The sequence below is a fragment of the Thioclava litoralis genome (assembly GCF_045278885.1).
Taxonomy (GTDB): domain Bacteria; phylum Pseudomonadota; class Alphaproteobacteria; order Rhodobacterales; family Rhodobacteraceae; genus Thioclava; species Thioclava litoralis.
In genome coordinates, this window is the sequence record NZ_CP135443.1 from 720,770 (window position 1) to 738,953 (window position 18,184).

At 60.4% G+C, this 18,184-nt stretch carries 18 protein-coding genes; 7 read left to right on the forward strand and 11 right to left on the reverse strand.

Annotated features, from left to right (window positions below):
- Positions 1-31: 31 nt before the first annotated feature.
- The 4 genes from RPE78_RS03495 to RPE78_RS03510 all read left to right on the forward strand — a co-directional run bounded on the left by RPE78_RS03495 (position 32) and on the right by RPE78_RS03510 (position 3,328).
- Positions 32-871 (forward strand): SDR family NAD(P)-dependent oxidoreductase, encoded by an 840-nt coding sequence (locus RPE78_RS03495; protein ID WP_339108110.1) that lies wholly within the window; start codon positions 32-34, stop codon positions 869-871.
- Between the two features lie 49 nt (positions 872-920).
- Complete coding sequence (locus RPE78_RS03500) at positions 921-1,493, forward strand: cob(I)yrinic acid a,c-diamide adenosyltransferase (RefSeq protein WP_406721239.1); 573 nt, start codon at positions 921-923, stop codon at positions 1,491-1,493.
- A gap of 156 nt (positions 1,494-1,649) precedes the next feature.
- A complete protein-coding gene (locus RPE78_RS03505; protein WP_339108113.1) occupies positions 1,650-2,408 on the forward strand; it encodes an electron transfer flavoprotein subunit beta/FixA family protein in 759 nt (252 codons plus the stop codon).
- The gene (locus RPE78_RS03510; protein WP_406721240.1) at positions 2,408-3,328 is read left to right on the forward strand and encodes an electron transfer flavoprotein subunit alpha/FixB family protein; all 921 of its coding nucleotides are present in this window, start codon (positions 2,408-2,410) and stop codon (positions 3,326-3,328) included. Before RPE78_RS03505 ends, RPE78_RS03510 begins: the two co-directional genes overlap by 1 nt.
- Positions 3,329-3,381: 53 nt before the next feature.
- On the opposite strand, the gene RPE78_RS03515 is transcribed toward RPE78_RS03510, so the two are convergent.
- Positions 3,382-4,203 (reverse strand): DUF6473 family protein, encoded by an 822-nt coding sequence (locus tag RPE78_RS03515; RefSeq protein ID WP_406721241.1) that lies wholly within the window; start codon positions 4,201-4,203, stop codon positions 3,382-3,384.
- Positions 4,204-4,366: 163 nt separating this feature from the next.
- Here RPE78_RS03515 and RPE78_RS03520 point away from each other — a divergent pair, with 163 nt between their 5' ends.
- Positions 4,367-5,242, forward strand: a complete 876-nt coding sequence (locus RPE78_RS03520; RefSeq protein WP_406721242.1) for a 3-hydroxybutyryl-CoA dehydrogenase — start codon at positions 4,367-4,369, stop codon at positions 5,240-5,242.
- 30 nt (positions 5,243-5,272) lie between these two features.
- On the opposite strand, the gene RPE78_RS03525 is transcribed toward RPE78_RS03520, so the two are convergent.
- The 7 genes from RPE78_RS03525 to RPE78_RS03555 are packed head-to-tail and all read right to left on the reverse strand — an operon-like array spanning position 5,273 to position 10,712.
- Positions 5,273-6,202 (reverse strand): lysophospholipid acyltransferase family protein, encoded by a 930-nt coding sequence (locus RPE78_RS03525; protein ID WP_406721613.1) that lies wholly within the window; start codon positions 6,200-6,202, stop codon positions 5,273-5,275.
- A gap of 45 nt (positions 6,203-6,247) precedes the next feature.
- The gene (locus RPE78_RS03530) at positions 6,248-6,517 is read right to left on the reverse strand and encodes an HPr family phosphocarrier protein (RefSeq protein WP_339108118.1); all 270 of its coding nucleotides are present in this window, start codon (positions 6,515-6,517) and stop codon (positions 6,248-6,250) included.
- Positions 6,498-6,920 (reverse strand): PTS fructose transporter subunit IIA, encoded by a 423-nt coding sequence (locus tag RPE78_RS03535; RefSeq protein ID WP_339108119.1) that lies wholly within the window; start codon positions 6,918-6,920, stop codon positions 6,498-6,500. Before RPE78_RS03535 ends, RPE78_RS03530 begins: the two co-directional genes overlap by 20 nt.
- Positions 6,917-7,840 carry an RNase adapter RapZ gene (gene rapZ / locus RPE78_RS03540; RefSeq protein ID WP_339108120.1) on the reverse strand — a complete coding sequence of 308 codons (924 nt, stop codon included), beginning with the start codon at positions 7,838-7,840 and terminating at the stop codon, positions 6,917-6,919. Before rapZ ends, RPE78_RS03535 begins: the two co-directional genes overlap by 4 nt.
- Positions 7,837-8,262: an HPr kinase/phosphorylase gene (locus RPE78_RS03545; RefSeq protein WP_406721243.1), complete on the reverse strand. Its 426-nt coding sequence runs from the start codon at positions 8,260-8,262 to the stop codon at positions 7,837-7,839. Before RPE78_RS03545 ends, rapZ begins: the two co-directional genes overlap by 4 nt.
- Positions 8,263-8,268: 6 nt before the next feature.
- On the reverse strand, positions 8,269-9,975 hold the full coding sequence (locus RPE78_RS03550; RefSeq protein ID WP_406721244.1) for a sensor N-terminal transmembrane domain-containing protein: 1,707 nt from the start codon (positions 9,973-9,975) through the stop codon (positions 8,269-8,271).
- A gap of 32 nt (positions 9,976-10,007) precedes the next feature.
- Positions 10,008-10,712: a response regulator transcription factor gene (locus RPE78_RS03555; protein ID WP_339108123.1), complete on the reverse strand. Its 705-nt coding sequence runs from the start codon at positions 10,710-10,712 to the stop codon at positions 10,008-10,010.
- A 355-nt stretch (positions 10,713-11,067) separates the two neighbouring features.
- On the opposite strand from RPE78_RS03555, the gene RPE78_RS03560 reads away from it, so the two are divergent.
- Both RPE78_RS03560 and RPE78_RS03565 read left to right on the forward strand, forming a co-directional pair.
- Positions 11,068-12,666 (forward strand): phosphoenolpyruvate carboxykinase, encoded by a 1,599-nt coding sequence (locus tag RPE78_RS03560; RefSeq protein ID WP_339108124.1) that lies wholly within the window; start codon positions 11,068-11,070, stop codon positions 12,664-12,666.
- Between the two features lie 98 nt (positions 12,667-12,764).
- On the forward strand, positions 12,765-14,300 hold the full coding sequence (locus RPE78_RS03565; protein ID WP_406721245.1) for a phospholipase D-like domain-containing protein: 1,536 nt from the start codon (positions 12,765-12,767) through the stop codon (positions 14,298-14,300).
- On the opposite strand, the gene rnr is transcribed toward RPE78_RS03565, so the two are convergent.
- Genes rnr through dapE form a run of 3 tightly spaced genes read right to left on the reverse strand, consistent with a single transcriptional unit; the run spans position 14,292 to position 18,175 of the window.
- Positions 14,292-16,574 carry a ribonuclease R gene (gene rnr, locus RPE78_RS03570; protein WP_406721246.1) on the reverse strand — a complete coding sequence of 761 codons (2,283 nt, stop codon included), beginning with the start codon at positions 16,572-16,574 and terminating at the stop codon, positions 14,292-14,294. The two genes, RPE78_RS03565 and rnr, sit on opposite strands and share 9 nt — an antisense overlap.
- A gap of 45 nt (positions 16,575-16,619) precedes the next feature.
- Entirely contained in the window at positions 16,620-17,009 is a 390-nt protein-coding gene (locus RPE78_RS03575; protein ID WP_406721247.1) for a GNAT family N-acetyltransferase, read from the reverse strand.
- Positions 17,010-17,032: 23 nt separating this feature from the next.
- Positions 17,033-18,175 (reverse strand): succinyl-diaminopimelate desuccinylase, encoded by a 1,143-nt coding sequence (gene dapE / locus RPE78_RS03580; RefSeq protein ID WP_406721248.1) that lies wholly within the window; start codon positions 18,173-18,175, stop codon positions 17,033-17,035.
- Positions 18,176-18,184: the final 9 nt, after the last annotated feature.

Sequence of the window (18,184 nt, forward strand, 5' to 3'; positions counted from 1 at the left end):
CGCAGTTTCCGTCATTTCAAGGAGAACCGGCATGGCCAAAACGATCCTGATCACAGGCTGCTCTTCCGGCATCGGCTATGATGCGGCGCATGGGCTGAAAGCGGCAGGCTGGACCGTGATCGCCAGTGCCCGCAAACCCGAAGACTGCGACAGGCTGCGTGCCGAGGGGCTGCAATGCGTGCAACTCGACATGGCCGACCCCACCTCTATCGCACGCGGTTTCGCACAGGCCCTGGAGCTGACCGGCGGGCGGCTGGATGCGCTTTACAACAATGCGGCCTTCGCCTGCCCCGGTGCCGCCGAAGACCTGCCCGCAGGCGCACTGCGCGAGATCTTCGAGACCAACCTCTTCGGCCTGCATGATCTGACCTGCCGCGCGATCAAGGTGATGCGCCAGCAGGGCGAGAATGGCGAGGGGCGTATTCTGCAATGTTCCTCGGTGCTTGGCCTAGTGGGCGTGCGCTGGCGGGCGGCCTATGTGTCAACAAAATTCGCCCTTGAGGGGCTGACCGATGTGATGCGGCAGGAAATGAAGGACACCGGCATCAAGTTCGTGCTGATCGAACCCGGCCCCATTACCTCCCGCATCCGCGCCAATTCGATCCCGCATTTCGAACGCTGGATCGACTGGCGCGCCTCGCCGCGCCGCGCACAATACGAAGCGAGCCTGCTCAAACGCCTTTATGAACCCAAACAGGGCCCCGATAGATTCGAGCTTCCGGCCTCTGCCGTGACACGGAAAATCCTGACCGCGCTTACCGCGCAGCATCCACGCGCACGCTATGCGATCACGGTTCCGACCCATATTATGGCCATTGCCCGCCGATTTTTGCCGGTGCGTGCCCTTGATTGGCTTGCAAGCAAAGGTTGACGCCCTAAGATGCGCCCGACGTAACACCCTGTTCGGAAAGAGGAACCAGATGGTCGTCTTGAACAAGATTTACACCCGCACCGGCGATGGCGGACAAACCGCGCTGGTCGACGGGCAACGCGTCGCGAAATCCTCTGCGCGCGTGAACAGCTATGGCACGGTCGATGAGCTGAACGCCGTGCTCGGGCTGGCGCGGCTCCATGCCCAAGGCGATCTGCAGGACCAGATTGCGCGCATCCAGAACGACCTGTTCGACCTCGGTGCCGATCTGGCGCGGCCCGATCCGGAGCGCGATGAGCAAGCGGGCTACGAGGTTTTGCGTATCCTCCAAAGCCAGACCGACCGGCTGGAGACCGAAATTGACGCAATGACCGCCGTGCTGGAGCCCCTGCGCAGCTTCATCCTCCCCGGCGGCACGGCCTGCGCGGCACATCTCCACCATGCCCGCACCGTGGCCCGCCGCGCGGAACGCGAAGCCGTGGCCCTGATGGAGGTGGAACAGGTCAACCCACATTCTGTCAAATATCTCAATCGTCTATCGGATTGGCTCTTTGCCGCGGCGCGGATGGCCAATGACCAAGGGCGCAGCGATATCCTCTGGGTTCCCGGCGCGAACCGGTAGCAGGAACATTCCGTATAGCAGACGCGACTCCATGCCGCAGCGAGACTAAGGTGGGTCGGTTTTCCCCTGTTTCTCTGCAGCGCCGCGTTGTAACAATAACCCCGAACTCCAATTTAAGCCCCGTAAGGGCCAGAAAACTAAGGGAGCACCACGCATATGAAGGTCCTCGTACCCGTCAAGCGCGTGATCGATTATAACGTGAAAGTCCGTGTGAAAGCGGATGGGAGCGGTGTCGATCTGGCGAATGTCAAAATGTCGATGAACCCATTCGACGAAATCGCCGTGGAAGAGGCGATCCGCCTGAAGGAAAAGGGTGCGGCGACGGAGATCGTCGTGGTGTCGATCGGCGTCAAGCAGGCGCAGGACACGCTGCGCACCGCACTCGCCATGGGCGCGGATCGTGCGATCCTTGTTGAGGCCGCCGAGGATGTTCACACCGATATCGAGCCGCTCGCTGTCGCCAAAATTCTGGCCAAAGTGGTGGCCGAAGAGGCCCCCGGCCTGGTGATTGCTGGCAAACAAGCCATTGATAATGATATGAATGCTACGGGCCAGATGCTTTCGGCCCTGCTGGGCTGGTCGCAGGCCACCTTCGCGTCCTCGGTGGAAATCACCGGCGACGAGGCACAGGTGACGCGCGAGGTCGATGGCGGCTTGCAGACCATCAAGGTCAAGCTTCCCGCGATCATTACCGCCGACCTGCGCCTGAACGAGCCGCGCTATGCGTCGCTGCCCAACATCATGAAGGCAAAGAAAAAGCCGCTGGAAGCGAAAACCGCGGCCGATTACGGCGTCGATGTCGCGCCGCGTCTCGAAATCGTCAAAACTGCCGAGCCCGCAGGCCGCGCCGCAGGCGTGAAGGTCGGGTCGGTCGACGAGCTGGTGACGAAACTCAAAGAAGCGGGGGCTCTGTAATGGCTGTTCTTCTGATTGCAGAAATCGCAGGCAAAGAGGTCGCGCTGGACGCCACCGCAAAGGCGCTTTCGGCGGCTGTGGCCTTGGGCGACGTGACCGTTCTGGTCGCGGGTGAAGGTGTGGATGCCTCCACCGTGGCCGGACTGTCGGGTGTCAGCAAGGTCGTGAATGTCGATGATGCGGCCTATGCCCACGGTCTCGCCGAACCGCTGGCCGATCTGATCGTCGCGATGGCGGGCGGGTTCAGCCATATCGTTGCGCCCTCGACAGCCTCGGCCAAAAACGTACTGCCGCGCGTGGCCGCCCTGCTGGACGTGATGGTGCTCTCGGATGTGACGGCCATTATCGATGCCGATACGTTCGAACGCCCCGTCTATGCCGGAAACGCCATCCAGACCGTGAAGTCGAAGGATGCGACCAAAGTTCTGACCGTGCGCACCGCATCTTTCGAAGCGGCTCCGGCAGGCGGAGGAGCTGCTATCGAAGCCGGTGCGGCAACGGGCGACAAAGCCCTGTCCGCTTGGGTCGAGGACCGCGTTGCCGAAAGCGACCGTCCCGAACTGACCTCTGCCAAAATCGTGGTCTCGGGTGGCCGCGGCGTTGGGTCGGAAGAGGATTTCGCGATTATCTCCGCATTGGCCGACAAGCTGGGCGCGGCAGTTGGTGCATCGCGCGCCGCCGTCGACTCGGGATTTGCGCCGAATGATTGGCAAGTGGGTCAGACCGGCAAGGTCGTTGCCCCCGATCTTTATATCGCCTGCGGCATTTCGGGTGCGATCCAGCACTTGGCGGGGATGAAGGATTCGAAGGTGATCGTCGCGATCAACAAGGACGAAGAAGCACCGATCTTCCAAGTGGCCGATTACGGTCTGGTGGCGGATCTCTTCACGGCTGTTCCGGAACTCACCTCGAAAATCTGACCCACTAGATCAGCGAAAGCTAGAAAGGGGGGCCTTACGCCCCCCTTTTTGCATCAGATCATCTTTGCCAGAACCGGGGCAAGCGCCTCGGCGATTTCGTCATGCACCTGCGGTCCCGGCATGGTCAGAGCTGCGGGCTCTTCCATCGCGGCGAAATGCATCCCCTCGGTCCCCGAGCGGCGCGCCTGCATCGACGGCTCTATCTCGACCACGACATCGGCGCGGGCACGCACCTGATCCAGCATATCTTTCGTCACCATCAACGGCTCTGGCCCCAACGGATCATTCTGTGCCGGATCGCCGTAATCATGCAGCGATAGCAGTACCTTGCGTCCCGGAATGCGGTCCAGCAGCTTGTTCATCCGCGAGACCCACGCCATCTGCAGTTCCTGCGCCAGCGAGTCGAACCGATCGGGTGCGCGGCGTTGCAGGGCTGTCAGCATATGGCGCGTAAAGTTGAATTCGGTGAAATCCACATCGTTGAAGACCGCGCGCATCAGATTTGAAGCGCGCAAGAAACGGTCATTCCGGCGCGGATGCACGGCGTAGAACCGGTTCGACATATTCTGCGCGCCCATCAGCTGGATCACGCTGACATGCGATTTTTGCAGAATTTCGGTCATCTGCGGCTCGTGTAGAAATACGTCGATACCAGCATTGAGGTAGCCGAAATTCACGACCTGCATACCGATCTTCTGTTCGACCAGTTCCGGCCAAGACGTCTCTACGAACTTACCATAGGTTTCAGACCCGCCAATCGCGGATACGAACGGAACGTCAAGCCGACGCCGCGGCCCACGAAACAACAACTTGGACTTTCCGTATCTGCACGGGAAGTAATCAAGGGCTCCATCGCCCGGATATTCGAAGGCCATCTCCCACCTCAGTCTCTAATCACCCGAGAGCAGTCTGCTACAAACCCCTTACCAAACCACTAAGGTGAAAATTTGGCACACCGGATTGACCATAAGCTTTCCCCTTGCGGCGAAAGCCTTTGGCACCCTACTGTGCAGTTGCAGAAATGAGAGGGGGATCGCCATGACGATTCAGACAGTTGGCATCGTAGGTGCAGGGCAGATGGGCAACGGGATAGCCCATGTCTTCGCGCTTGCCGGGTTTGAGGTTCTGCTGAACGATATTTCACAAGACGGGCTGGATAAGGGCCTTGCGACGATTCGCAAGAATCTGGACCGGCAGGTTTCACGTGAAAAAATCACGGCCGAAGAACGCGACGCGGCTCTGTCCAAGATTTCGACAACGCTCACCCTGACCGATCTGGGGCCGATGGATCTGATCATCGAGGCCGCAACCGAACGCGAATCGGTCAAATCCGCCATTTTCGAAGATCTGCTACCGCATCTCGCGCCGCATACGATTCTGGCTTCGAACACCTCGTCGATCTCGATCACGCGCCTCGCCTCGCGCACCGACCGGCCCGAGAAATTCATGGGGGTCCATTTCATGAACCCTGTGCCGGTGATGCAGCTTGTCGAGCTGATCCGCGGCATCGCCACCGATGATGTCACCTTCAGCGCGCTGAAGGAAGTTGTTGAGAAGCTTGGCAAAACCCATGCAAGCGCCGAAGATTTCCCGGCCTTCATCGTGAACCGCATCCTGATCCCGATGATCAATGAGGCGGTCTATGCGCTTTACGAGGGCGTGGGGAATGTGATCTCGATCGACCAGTCGATGAAACTGGGCGCGGCACATCCGATGGGGCCGCTGGAGCTGGCGGATTTCATCGGTCTCGACACCTGCCTCGCCATCATGAACGTGCTGCATGACGGGCTGGCCGATACCAAATACCGCCCCTGCCCGCTGCTGACGAAATATGTCGAAGCCGGATGGCTGGGCCGCAAATCGGGTCGCGGTTTTTATGATTATCGCGGCGAAACGCCGGTCCCGACACGCTGACACGAAGCCCGGGTCATGCCGGGCTTTCCTTTACCCGCGCAGGGACAGCGTCTCCTCGCGCATATCCGCAAGCCATTGACGCGGATTGCCAAGCGCCTCTGCCATCTCGTCGGGCTGTTTGACATGCCCGATAATAGGGCGCTGCGGCTTGTGAAACGCCGCGCGGATCTCGTAAAGCAGCAAAGACTGACGCAACGTCGCGGAAAGCTGATTGGCAATCTGGTAAAGCCGCGAATTATGCGTCGGGAAGCGGACCGGCAGCACCTGCGCTTTCGAACGCGCCACCATTTTCGCGGTAAAGGGGTTCCACTCTTTCTCGACCACCGGGCCGAAGAAACTGTCGGAGGCCGCCACAGACCCTGCCGGAAACAACACGATACAGCCGCCACGCTTGAGATGGAGCATGGCGTCGGCCCGCATCTTCAACCCCTCCTCGCGCGCATTCGGTTCATGGGCGAAGGGCACGGGGATCATGAATTGCGCGATCTCGGGAAGACCGGTCAGCAAATTGCGTGTCAGGATCTTGTAATCCCCGCGCACCCGCCCGATCACCTCGGCCAGCACCATCCCGTCCACCAGACCATGCGGATGATTGGCCACGATCACCAAGGGCCCCGTGGCCGGAATACGCGCGATCTCCTCGGCGGGCGTCGTCACCGTAATCCCCATGATCTCCAACGCCTGCGCCCAGAAGGCTTGCCCCGCAGGGATACCGCGCGCTTCGAACTGCCGTATGACACGCAGGATCTGCACCTTGGCTGTGGCCCACTCGACAAGCCGGATCACCAAACGTTTGAACGGATTGCTGAAGGTGCCCGCATAGGACAGGCGGCGCTTGTCATAGGGCTTCTGAACCGTCTGGAACCCTTCGTCCGTCCGGATGTCTTCGGCAGTCCTGTCGCGCTGCAAGACAGAAGACTGCCCCGTCACCCCGGCCCCTTTCAACTCAGATTGCGGCATCTGGTTCATGACAGACCTCTTGGTTTGCACTGCGCGACGCGCGGGCTAGAACCCCTCGCCGAAATAGTCGCCCACAAGGGCGGAAAGCGCCTGCATCAGCGCGTCGGCTTCCGGTCCGCTTGTCTGAACTTCGATGGACGTTCCACGTGAAGCAGCCAGCATCAACAGCCCCATGATAGAATCCCCCGAAACACTCATCCCGTCTTTCGAGACCTCGGCACGGGCGTCGAACCTTTCAACGACCTCAACGAATTTGGCAGAGGCACGCGCATGCAGCCCCTTCTCGTTTATGATCTTAAGCTCCTGATGCGCCATGCATTCCTTCCCTGCTCCCATAGGCAGAGTAACTATTGATATATTTACGCCCTGCATCAAGAGCCGCTTCGACAGCGGCATGCACACCAAGGCTTCTGGACTTCGCAAGCTTGATCAATAGTGGCAAATTGGCACCATAAATGATCTCGCGCTCGCAATTCTCGCAGGCTTTCAGGCTCAGATTGGACGGGGACGCGCCGAACATATCGGTCACCACGACAACTCCGTCGCCGCTATCCACAGAATCCGCCGCAGCCCGAATCTCGATCTGCTTTTCTGCGCGGTCATGGCCATCCTCGATCGTGATGGCGCGGATGCCCATCTGCGGCCCCACGACATGCTCCACCGCCGCGAGATACTCGCGGGCCAATCCACCATGAGCGACAATCACGATCCCGATCAAGCGCCGTTTCCCGTTCCAGATGCGGGCAGCTCTACCCCCCGCCGTTCCAATTCTCTGTGGCGTTTAGACACGTGCCACCCCGCCTCTGCAAGAGCACCAGAGACAGCTTCCGTCAGGGCAACCGAGCGGTGTTTGCCCCCTGTACATCCAAAGCCTACGGCCAAATGTGTTTTCCCTTCCTCAACATGGGCAGGCAAAGTGAAAAGAAGAAGCCCCATCACCTTGTCGAAGAAGTCACGATAGCGTGGATCTGCGGCCACATGTGCGGCCACAGACGGGTCACGCCCGTCCTTGGGCCGCAATTCCGGTTGCCAATGCGGATTGGCCAGAAAGCGGCAATCGAACATCACATCAAGCCCGCGCGGCACCCCACGCTTATAGCTGAAACTATGCACCGAGACCGCCAATCCTGCCGTCTTGCGCTGATCGAACAGGCGATTGATCTCGGCGCGGGCATCATGGACCGTCATCGTGGAACTGTCGATCAGGATATCCGCCCGCACACGGATCGGCACCAACAGATCAATCTCGCGCAGGATGCCTTCTTCGGGCGCATCATCGGGCGACAGCGGATGACGGCGGCGCGTCTCGGAGTAACGGCGCTGCAGAACGGCTGCGTCCGCATCCATGTAAAGCACTTCGAGCTGGATCTCGGGTTCGCGCGTCAGGCGGTCGATCAGCTCGATCAGACGGGTTGCACTGAACTCGCGGTTCCGGACATCGATTCCCAACGCAATCGGCTGGAGCACCGGCCCGTCCAGCACACGCGGCACCATCGAAAGCGGAAGATTGTCGATGGTCTCGTAACCAAGATCCTCAAGCGCCGCAATCGCAGTCGAGCGCCCCGCTCCCGAAGGGCCGGTGACCAGCACAACACGCTGGCTTCGCTCGTCTGTTCCACAATGGGCCGCTTCGGTCACGCCACTCTCCCGGCTTTCAGAAATTGCCAGATCGCTGCATCAAGATGACTATGTTGCGCCTGCAGCACAAGAGGCAGAGAGACCCCGTAGAGAGAGATATTGCGCTGCGGCGGAAGCCTTTCTGTCTCGATCCGGTCAAGGTCCACAACCAGAGAGAGAATTGCATCACTCAACGCATCCGCAGATAGAACCCCGACGCCGCGCGCCTCTATGCGCCCGCGGATCGCCAACGGCGCCGATGCCAGTATCTGTCCAGATTCGCATCGGAGGTCGGTTCTGTCATCCGCGACAAGATGTGCCCCGAAGGCCATAAGCCGCAGTGCGAGCGTCGATTTCCCGCTGCCGGACGCGCCCATAATCAGCACAGCGTGCTGCGCATCAAGGGCCACACAGCTTGCATGCAGATTGTGGCGAACACTCATCTGGGCTTAGAACGGCAGGCCGACAACGAAGCGCGCGCCCAGAGGCTCGGAGGTAACATCGGCATCGGTGGGACGGATATTCTCGGCCCAGATCACACCGCCATGCGCCTCCACGATCTGCTTCGAGATCGCCAGCCCAAGACCGGAATGGTCGCCGAATTGCCCCTCGGGCCGCTGCGAATAGAACCGCTTGAACACTTTCGACAGCGCCTCTTCCGGAATACCCGGCCCCGTATCCTCAACCACCACCAGCACGCGGTTATCACGCTTGCGCGCCCAGACCCGCACGGCATCCCCCTCTTCGCTGAAGGAAATCGCATTGGTGATCAGGTTGACGAAGACTTGCGCCAGACGCCCTTCGAGGCCATTAATAATGATCGGGTCCGACGGCAGGTCGGTGATGAAATCAACCCCTTTTTCCTTCGCCTGAGCCCCGAGATACTGCGCGAGGTTATCGACCGTATGAATCAGGTCGAAGGCTTCTTCTTCCTCTTTCACCAATTCGGAATCGAGGCGCGAGGCATTGGAAATATCGGAAACCAGCCGGTCCAGACGACGCACGTCATGGTCGATCACATCCAGAAGCTTCTCGCGATGCTCTTCCTTTTTCACCATGCGCAGCGACGCCACGGCAGAGCGCAGGCTGGCAAGCGGGTTCTTGATCTCGTGGCTGACATCGGCGGCGAATTGTTCATTGGCGTCGATACGGTCGTAAAGTGCCGTGACCATGCCGCGCAACGCACCGGAAAGGCGACCGATCTCATCGGGGCGGGCCGACAGATCGGGGATGCGCACGCGCGACGGGCTCATCTTGCGGGCATGACGCTCGCTGCCGATCTCGGCGGCGGCGGCAAGATCGGAAATCGGGTTGGCAATCGTTGACGCAAGCACCAGAGACAACCCGATCGACACGATGATCGCGATCACGAACATCTGCAGAACCTGCTCGCGCTCGACCCGCACCAGATGGTCGATTTCGCCCGCAGCCGAGGTCAGCGCGATCGACCCCACAATGCGGTTATCCTGATAGATCCCCGTTGCCACAGAGAAAATTGTCGCGCCACTGATATCACGACGGGTATCCATGCGGGTCACACCGGGGCTCAGCTCGGCATTGAGATCCTGCGCGATGACCTGCGTGCTGACCGGCGCGCCGCCCTCCCCGCGATGGATCAGCGAGGAGGCCAGCTCCCAGCCGCGCCCGAGAATATCGGTGATCAGCGTCGAGCGAGTATCGTCGCGCCGCCCCGTTACATCCGCTGCAGGCGCAGTGGCCACGTCATCGGAACTGATCAGAAGATTCCCAGCAGCATCAAAGACATACAGCGCAGACCCCGCCGGAAGCTGGACCCCTGAGAGCGTATCGACAACATCGATACCGTCCCCCGCCGCCAGATTGACCGGCGCAGTCTTCGGCAGTCTCGCCTCGAACACATCGGCGATCAGCTCGGCCTCGACAACAATCGCATTTTCGCGCTGCACAACGAGACTATCACGGAACGGGTTCAGATACAGAACCCCCGCCACCAGCACGACCATTGCCAAAAGGTTGAAGGTGATGATCTTGCGCGCCAGAGGCGAGCGGTTCAACGAGATCAGGCTCCGCTTCTCGCGTCGCTTGGCAATGCCATCATCGACAGCGCCACTGCCCGCGACCCAGTCCTCCCCCAGATCGACCGCCGTCGTTTCCGTGTTCCGTTTCTTGGTACTCATCCCAAGGCTCAACCCGATCCGTCCCGCGATGCTCATTCTTCGTTATAACGGTAACCGATGCCATAAAGCGTTTCGATGGCCGAAAAATCCTCGTCAACGCTACGCATTTTCTTGCGAAGGCGTTTGATATGGCTGTCGATCGTGCGGTCATCGACATAGACCTGATCATCATAGGCCACATCCATCAACTGATCGCGCGATTTCACAAAGCCCGGGCGCTGCGCCAGAGCCTGCAACAGCAGGAATTCCGTGACGGTCAGGGTAACGTCCTTCCCCTTCCAGCTGACCGAATGGCGCAGCGGGTCCATCACCAGCGCACCACGCGTAATCACCTTTGTCTCTTCGGTTACAGCCGTTTCCGTCCGCCCCTCAAGCGCGTCCTGACGCCGCAAAAGCGCGCGGATCCGCTCGACCAGAAGGCGCTGGCTGAAGGGTTTTTTGACATAGTCATCCGCGCCCATACGCAGCCCCAGAACCTCGTCGATCTCGTCATCTTTCGAGGTCAGAAAAATTACGGGCATCGTCGTTTTCTGGCGCAGACGCTGCAACAGATCCATCCCGTCCATACGGGGCATCTTGATATCCAGCACGGCCATATCGGGGAGACGTTTGTTGAACGCATCCAGTGCCGCCTGACCGTCATTATAGGTCTCGACATCGAAGCCTTCCGCCTCAAGGGTCATGGCTACCGATGTAAGAATATTGCGATCATCATCGACCAAAGCAATTCGCGACATGAGCCTGCCCCCTCATTCTTCCGGACGGTTATAGTTATTCGGCATCATCGGCATCCATAGGGGAAGAATCAACACGAAGCTGAAACGCGCATCGTTTCCGCCTGCGATTGCATCCCAAAAGCCTCAATTTAGGGTTAACTGACAAGATTGTGTCACTATGTCTCAGGTTTGGTTGCGCTAAAGTGCAAATGATAACGCTAACGGTAGCGCACCCTGTGTTCCCTAAAGATTTTAGCGTGGTATATGGTCGATTATCCGGTGCACTTCTGGCACCGAAGGCGATCCGTCCAAGGCCCGGATGGATCGGGAGGATTCCATTGAACCGCCGCACTACGACGGCATTCGGGAGCTACAGATGATCATCGGACACGTGAACCCGGCACAGCGCCTGGAAGATCAAGGCATTTCTGGACTGGGCAATGTCTATTACAACCTGATCGAGCCGGCGCTGGTCGAAGAGGCGCTCAAACGCAATGAAGGCACCCTTGGTAAGGGCGGCGCATTCTATTGCACGACCGGTGCGCATACCGGCCGCTCGCCCAAAGACAAGTTTGTTGTCCGCACCCCCGAAGTTGAGAACACCATCTGGTGGGAAAACAACAATCCGATGGACGAAGACAAGTTCGATCTGCTGCATGCCGATATGCTCGCGCATATGGCGGGCCGCGACTACTTCGTGCAGGATCTGTTCGGCGGTGCCGATCCGGCGCATCGTCTTGATGTGCGCGTGGTATCCGAACTCGCATGGCACAACCTCTTCATCCGCACCATGCTGCGCCGCCCCGAGCGTTCCGAGCTGGACAGCTTTGTTCCGGAATTCACCATCGTGAACTGCCCGAGCTTCAAAGCTGACCCCGAACGCCACGGCTGCCGCTCGGAAACGGTGATCGCGCTGAACTTCTCGAAGAAGCTCATCCTCATCGGCAACACCGAATATGCGGGCGAAAACAAGAAGGGCGTGTTCTCCCTTCTCAACTACATCCTGCCCGGTAATGGCATCATGCCGATGCACTGCTCGGCCAACCACGCCATCGATAATCCCGATGATGCGGCCATCTTCTTCGGTCTGTCGGGCACCGGCAAGACCACGCTTTCGGCAAGCCCGTCGCGCACGCTGATCGGCGATGACGAGCATGGCTGGTCGGACGAGGGCATCTTCAACTTCGAAGGCGGCTGCTACGCGAAAACGATCAACCTCTCGGCCGAAGCCGAGCCCGAGATCTACGCAACCTGCTCGATGTTCGGCACCGTGGTCGAGAACATGACCTTCGATCCCGAGACGCTGGATCTCAACTTCGAAGACAACTCGATCACCGACAACATGCGCTGTGCCTACCCGCTGCATTACATCTCGAATGCGTCGGAAACCTCGGTCGGTGGCAGCCCCAAACACGTGATCATGCTGACCTGCGATGCCTATGGCGTTCTGCCGCCCATCGCACGCCTGACCCCTGCGCAGGCCATGTATCACTTCCTTTCGGGCTTCACCTCGAAAACTCCGGGCACGGAAATCGGTGTGGTCGAGCCCATCCCGACCTTCTCCACCTGCTTCGGTGCGCCCTTCATGCCGCGTCGTCCGGAAGTCTACGGCAAGCTGCTGGCCGAGAAGATCGCAAAGAATGGTGCATCCTGCTGGCTGGTGAACACCGGTTGGACCGGTGGCAAGTTCGGCGAAGGCTCGCGTATGCCCATCAAGGCCACCCGCGCGCTTCTCGATGCCGCACTCGACGGGTCGCTGGATGCGGTCCAGTTCCGCAAAGATCCGAATTTCGGCTTCGAAGTTCCGGTTCTGGTGGCTGGCGTTGACACCAAGCTTCTGAACCCGCGCGACACGTGGGTCGACCCGAACGCCTATGACGCGCAGGCCGCCAAACTGGTGAAAATGTTCTCGGACAATTTCGAGCAATATGTTCCCTATATCGACGACGAAGTGAAAGCCGTCGCGATCGGCTGACCCCCGAGCGAAGACCGTTAAGAAGGGCCGGGATTTCCCGGCCCTTTCCATTTTTGCCCCACGCGCTAGCTTTGCACTGTAACAGACCGTGGTGGCCTATGATTTTCGGTATTCTCGTCCTTGGCCTTATGGCTTTTCTCTGGCTCTGGACACGCACGCGCCTCCCCGAACGCCCCGACCTGCCCCCCGAGGTTCTCGCCTTGCCGGAAAAGACGCGGTTGGCAGGGATCTGGCCCGATCTCTCGATATCCGGTGTGCTTCCGCTTCCGGATGGCATCGAGGCCTTCGCGACCCGCCTCAAGCTGATCGAGATGGCCGAACATAGTATCGAGGTGCAATACTATCTCTGGCGTCCCGATACCTGCGGAAGCCTGATGTTGGAGGCCCTGCACAAAGCGGCGGAGCGCGGTGTGCGGGTGCGCCTTCTGATCGACGATAACGCGACCAAACCGATTGACGCGCGGATCGCGTGGATGAATGCCCATCCTCGGATCGAAGTTCGGCTTTTCAACCCCTTCCCGCTGCGCGGCATGCGGCTTCTGGGCTATGCAATGGATTTCCGGCGCCTGAACCGGCGCATGCATAACAAGGCGCTGGTGGTCGATGGGCGCGCCGCCGTGGTTGGCGGGCGCAATGTGGGGGATGAATATTACAATGATCTCGCCCGCATGGGCACCTTCATGGATTTCGACGCGCTCGTGATGGGCCGCGCCGCATGCGAGGCCCGCGAGGAATTCGAAACCTACTGGAATTCCGAACCGACATGGCCCGCAGACACCATCCTGCCCGACCGGCTGTTAGAGGACACCCGAACAGGCGCGGCGCAGAATGCAGAGCGCGTCAAAAGTGAGGATGCGCAGAACTTTCTGGCGCTTCTGGCCGAAACCCCGACCACGGAGGAACTGGAGGCAGGCCGCCCCAATCTGCGTGAAGCCGAGGTCAAGCTGCTTTATGATGCGCCCGAAAAGGTTCTGGGCCGTGCGCGCCGCCGCAACCTGCTGTTTCCCAATATGCATATGGCGATGGGCACGCCCACCACCCGTTTCGATATAATCTCGCCCTATTTCGTGCCGCGCAATGCGGGCCGCCGCCAGTTGATCAAACTGGCCAAAGCAGGGGTGAAGGTGCGGGTACTGACCAATTCGCTGGCCTCCTCGGACAAGCCCATCGTCCATACCGGCTATTCGGGCCAGCGCCGCAAACTGCTGTCGGGCGGGGTGGAGATCTATGAATTCGCCCATGACGAACATGTCAAGTTCCGCCGTGGGCTGATCGGGCATCACCGCCGCGGGACCTCGCCCTTTGCGCGCACGAAACTGCATGCCAAAATCCTGTCTGTCGATACCGAGAAGGTCTTTATCGGCACCTTCAACTTCGATCCGCGTTCGCTTCTGCTGAATACCGAAATGGGGATCGTGATCCACGATAAGGACTGGGCGGAGCACCTGCATAAAGGCTTTGAAAGCGTTATTCCCGCTGCGGCATGGAAACTGACGCGCGAACACAAGCGCATCCGCTGGGAACGCACCACCGATCAGGGCACGGAAATCTGGCACCACGAGCCCTATACCTCGTGGTGGCAGCGTTTGCTGATCGTGGCAGGATCGTTCCTGCCGATCGAGTGGTTACTTTGACTTCCGCTCGCGCTTGACCTTACGGGCCTTGGCGCGGGTTTTAGCCTTCAGAGCGCCAATCTTGCGCGGAGCCGATGTGCCGGGCCGCCCCTTGCGCCGTGCCGAGCGGCGCGACGAGGGCAGCTCGGCCCCTTCCAGTTGCAACAGATCCAGCAACAGCCCACCCGTCACCGGCACGGCCTCGACCAGACGCACCAGAACCCGCATGCCTGCAGTGATCTCGATGCCGGTGTCGGCACCGGTCAGCGTCTGGGCCTCGCGGTCGAAATGGAAGAACTCGTTGCCGATGGCACGGATCGGGATCATCCCGTCGGCACCCGTCTCATCCAGCCGGATGAACAGGCCAAAGCCCTGCACGCCCGACACGCGGCCCGTGAACTCGTTGCCCACACGTTCCGACAGATAGGCCGCCAGATAGCGGTCGGTCGTATCGCGTTCCGCCGCCATCGACCGGCGCTCGGTATCGGAAATCTGCTTGGCCGTCTCTTCGAGGTGCTCGATATCCCATTGGCTCAGGCCATCATCGCCCCATCCATGCCCCGAGATCAGCGCCCGATGCACGATCAGGTCCGAATAGCGGCGGATGGGCGAGGTGAAATGCGCATAGGATTTCAGCGCCAGACCGAAATGCCCGAAATTCTGCGGGTAGTAATAGGCCTGCGTCATGGTCCGCAGCGTAGACATATTGATCAGCTCGTTGAAATCGCTGTTCAATGCCTGCTCCAGCAGGTGGTTCAGATGCGAGGTCCGCAGGACCTGCCCCTTGGCCAGCTTGAAGCCCGAAGCCTGCGCGACCTCGCGCAAGGACTCCAGCTTGTCCTGACTGGGTTCTTCATGCACGCGATACAGAAGCGGGCGCCGCAGACGTTCAAGTTCTTCGGCAGCGGCCACATTGGCCAGCACCATGAATTCTTCGATCAGCTTATGCGCATCCAGCCGTTCCTTGAACTGGATCGACAGCACCTTGCCGCTATCGGACAGCACGATCTTGCGTTCGGGCAGGTCAAGGTTCAGCGGCTGACGACGCGCCCGCGCCCGCAGAAGGGCGGCGTAGCAATCGTAAAGCGGCTCGATCACCTCCTCCATCAGAGGTTCGCATTGCTCGTCGGGATTGCCATCCTGCGCGCGCTGCACCTGACCATATTCCAGCGAGGCGACCGATTTGATCATCGCACGGTGGAAGCTGTGGCGGACCTTGTTGCCATCGGCATCAATGGTCATTTTCGCCACCAGAACCGCCCGCGACACGCCTTCATGCAGCGAACATAGATCGCCCGACAGACGGTCGGGCAGCATCGGCACCACGCGGTCGGGGAAATAGCTCGAATTGCCGCGCATCCGCGCCTCGCGGTCCAGCGCGGAATTGGGCGTCACATAATGCGCCACATCGGCAATGGCGACCCAAAGGATCGTGCCATCCTCATTGGCCGGATCGCGGTCATATTCGACGAAACAGGCGTCGTCATGGTCACGCGCATCACCCGGATCGATGGTGACAAAGGGCATATGCGTCAGGTCTTCACGGCCCTCCATACCGGCGGGCTTTGCGGCATCGGCCTCGGCGATCACCTCATCGGGGAAACGGTCGGGGATACCATGCTGATGGATCGCAATAAGCGACACGGCCTTGGGCGCAGTCGGGTCGCCCAGACGCGCGATAATGCGCGCCAGCGGCAGGCCCATGCGGCCACGCGGGGCACTTTGTTCGGCCTCGACCAGCTCGCCGTCGCGGGCTTCCATAGCGGCAGCCTGCGGCACATGCCATTCCTTGTCCTGCCCCTTGTCGATCGGCACGATCCGCCCGCCCTCGGCGGTCTTGCGGAAGATGCCAACCACGACCTTCTTCGCCGCCGAGCCGATCTTGCGGATGGGGCGGGCCTCATAGTCATATTGCTCGTCGGGTGTCTCGGTCAGCCGCGCCAGCACGCGGTCATGCGGCCCCAAAGCCTCTTCGCCCGCTTTGGGGATCATCAGGATCAGAGGCTCGGCCCCCTCGCCTTCCCATTCCAGGGGTTTCGCCCAGAGATCGCCCATGCTGTCGGGGCGCAGCACCTCAAGCACCGTCACCGGCGGCAGCTTGGACGGCTCGCGGAAGGACTTGCGGCGGCGCTCGACCAGCCCTTCGTCCTCCATCTCGCGCAGGATGCGCTTCAGCTCGATCTTGGCTTGGCCCTTGATGCCGAAGGCACGGGCAATATCACGCTTGGAGGTCGTGGTCGGGTTATCATTGAGCCAATCGAGGATCTGGCTGCGGGACGGAATCTGTGTTGTCATGATTTTTGCCTAGCATGGCGCGCGATTTCCGTCACGCGGGAAAGATCAAAGCGGCGCCACCATATCGCGATGCGGCACATGGCCATCGGGATAGGTCTCGCCATAGGCGGTGTAGCCCAGTTTTTCATAGAAGGGGATCGCCTGCACCTGAGCGCTAAGCATGGCCTTGGCGCAGCCCCTCGCCTTGGCCCGCGCCATCGCATCACGCAGGATCTCGGCGCCAAGCCCCAAGCCGCGATGCGATTTCGCCACGCAGATGCGCCCGATCTTGGCGGTCTCGCCCTCAAGGAACACCCGCGCGGTGGCAATCGGCTGATCACCCTCGCGCATCAGGATCTGCAGGGCCTCTGCATCACGGCCGTCGAATTCCTCGGCCTCGCTATAGCCCTGTTCCTCGATGAAAACCGCGCGGCGCAGCGCGTGGACATCCGTCAAATCAGTGACCTCCTCGCAGCTTCTCATGCGAAATAGCCCTGAAGGATGCGGGTATAGACCGCCTTAAGCTGGGTGATCTGGGCGGTTTCGATCCGCTCGTCGACCTTATGCATGGTTTTGCCGACCAGACCGAATTCCAGCACCGGACAATGGTGTTTGATAAACCGCGCATCCGAGGTGCCGCCCGAAGTGGAGAGTTCCGGCCGGAGACCGCATTCGGCCTCGATCGCATCGGAGACCAGCTCGACGAAAGGCCCCGGCGCGGTATAGAAGCTTTCACCCGAGATAGATGCCGTCAGGCTGATCTTCACACCCGTGGCTGCCGCGACCTCTGCCACCAAGCCTTCGGCCCATTCGGTCAGCGAAGCCCCGCTATGGGCATCGTTGAAGCGGATATTCACCTGCGCCGTCGCACGGGCAGGCACGATATTGCTGGCCGTATTGCCGCAATCGATGGTGGTCACCTGCAAGGAAGACGGGTCGAAATGCGCGGTGCCATTGTCCAGCGGCTGGGCATTCATGCGCCCCAGCAGATCCACCAGCGCATGCAGCGGGTTCTTGGCCCGATTCGGATAGGCGACATGGCCCTGCACGCCCTCGGCAACCAAATCAAAGGTCACCGAGCCCCGACGCCCGATCTTGATCATATCGCCCAACACTTCCGGAGAGGTCGGCTCGCCCACCAGACAGACCGACATCGTCTCGCCTTCAGCCTCCATCCAGTCCAGAACGGCCACGGTGCCATCCTTGGCAGGGCCTTCCTCATCGCCGGTAATCACGAAGACAATCGCCCCATCAGGTGGCGTATCCTTCACGAAATCCACCGCCGCCGCAACAAAGGCCGCCACGCCGGTTTTCATATCGGTGGCCCCGCGCCCCCAAAGAACCCCATCCTCGATCAGGCCGGAAAACGGCGGCTTGGTCCAAGCGGCCTCGTCGCCCACCGGCACCACATCGGTGTGGCCGCCAAAGCCGAAAGACCTGGCCGCATTCTTCGCCCCCCAGCGGGCGAAGAGGTTGGACACGCCGCCGCGGTCCACGCGCGTGCAGGCAAAGCCCGCCTCGCTCAGCATGCCCTCCAGAAGCACCAAAGCGCCCCCCTCCTGCGGTGTGACAGAGGGGCAGCGGATCAGCTGGGCGCTGAGGTCGACGGGATCAATAGGCATGGGCTGGGC

Excerpts from the sequence above, each read along its gene's own strand:
- RPE78_RS03495 (WP_339108110.1), top strand. The coding sequence starts at position 32 with ATGGCCAAAACGATCCTGATCACAGGCTGCTCTTCCGGCATCGGCTAT.
- RPE78_RS03500 (WP_406721239.1), top strand. The coding sequence starts at position 921 with ATGGTCGTCTTGAACAAGATTTACACCCGCACCGGCGATGGCGGACAA.
- RPE78_RS03505 (WP_339108113.1), top strand. The coding sequence starts at position 1,650 with ATGAAGGTCCTCGTACCCGTCAAGCGCGTGATCGATTATAACGTGAAA.
- RPE78_RS03510 (WP_406721240.1), top strand. The coding sequence starts at position 2,408 with ATGGCTGTTCTTCTGATTGCAGAAATCGCAGGCAAAGAGGTCGCGCTG.
- RPE78_RS03515 (WP_406721241.1), bottom strand. The coding sequence starts at position 4,203 with ATGGCCTTCGAATATCCGGGCGATGGAGCCCTTGATTACTTCCCGTGC.
- RPE78_RS03520 (WP_406721242.1), top strand. The coding sequence starts at position 4,367 with ATGACGATTCAGACAGTTGGCATCGTAGGTGCAGGGCAGATGGGCAAC.
- RPE78_RS03525 (WP_406721613.1), bottom strand. The coding sequence starts at position 6,202 with ATGCCGCAATCTGAGTTGAAAGGGGCCGGGGTGACGGGGCAGTCTTCT.
- RPE78_RS03530 (WP_339108118.1), bottom strand. The coding sequence starts at position 6,517 with ATGGCGCATCAGGAGCTTAAGATCATAAACGAGAAGGGGCTGCATGCG.
- RPE78_RS03545 (WP_406721243.1), bottom strand. The coding sequence starts at position 8,262 with ATGAGTGTTCGCCACAATCTGCATGCAAGCTGTGTGGCCCTTGATGCG.
- RPE78_RS03550 (WP_406721244.1), bottom strand. The coding sequence starts at position 9,975 with ATGAGTACCAAGAAACGGAACACGGAAACGACGGCGGTCGATCTGGGG.
- RPE78_RS03555 (WP_339108123.1), bottom strand. The coding sequence starts at position 10,712 with ATGTCGCGAATTGCTTTGGTCGATGATGATCGCAATATTCTTACATCG.
- RPE78_RS03560 (WP_339108124.1), top strand. The coding sequence starts at position 11,068 with ATGATCATCGGACACGTGAACCCGGCACAGCGCCTGGAAGATCAAGGC.
- RPE78_RS03565 (WP_406721245.1), top strand. The coding sequence starts at position 12,765 with ATGATTTTCGGTATTCTCGTCCTTGGCCTTATGGCTTTTCTCTGGCTC.
- rnr (WP_406721246.1), bottom strand. The coding sequence starts at position 16,574 with ATGACAACACAGATTCCGTCCCGCAGCCAGATCCTCGATTGGCTCAAT.
- dapE (WP_406721248.1), bottom strand. The coding sequence starts at position 18,175 with ATGCCTATTGATCCCGTCGACCTCAGCGCCCAGCTGATCCGCTGCCCC.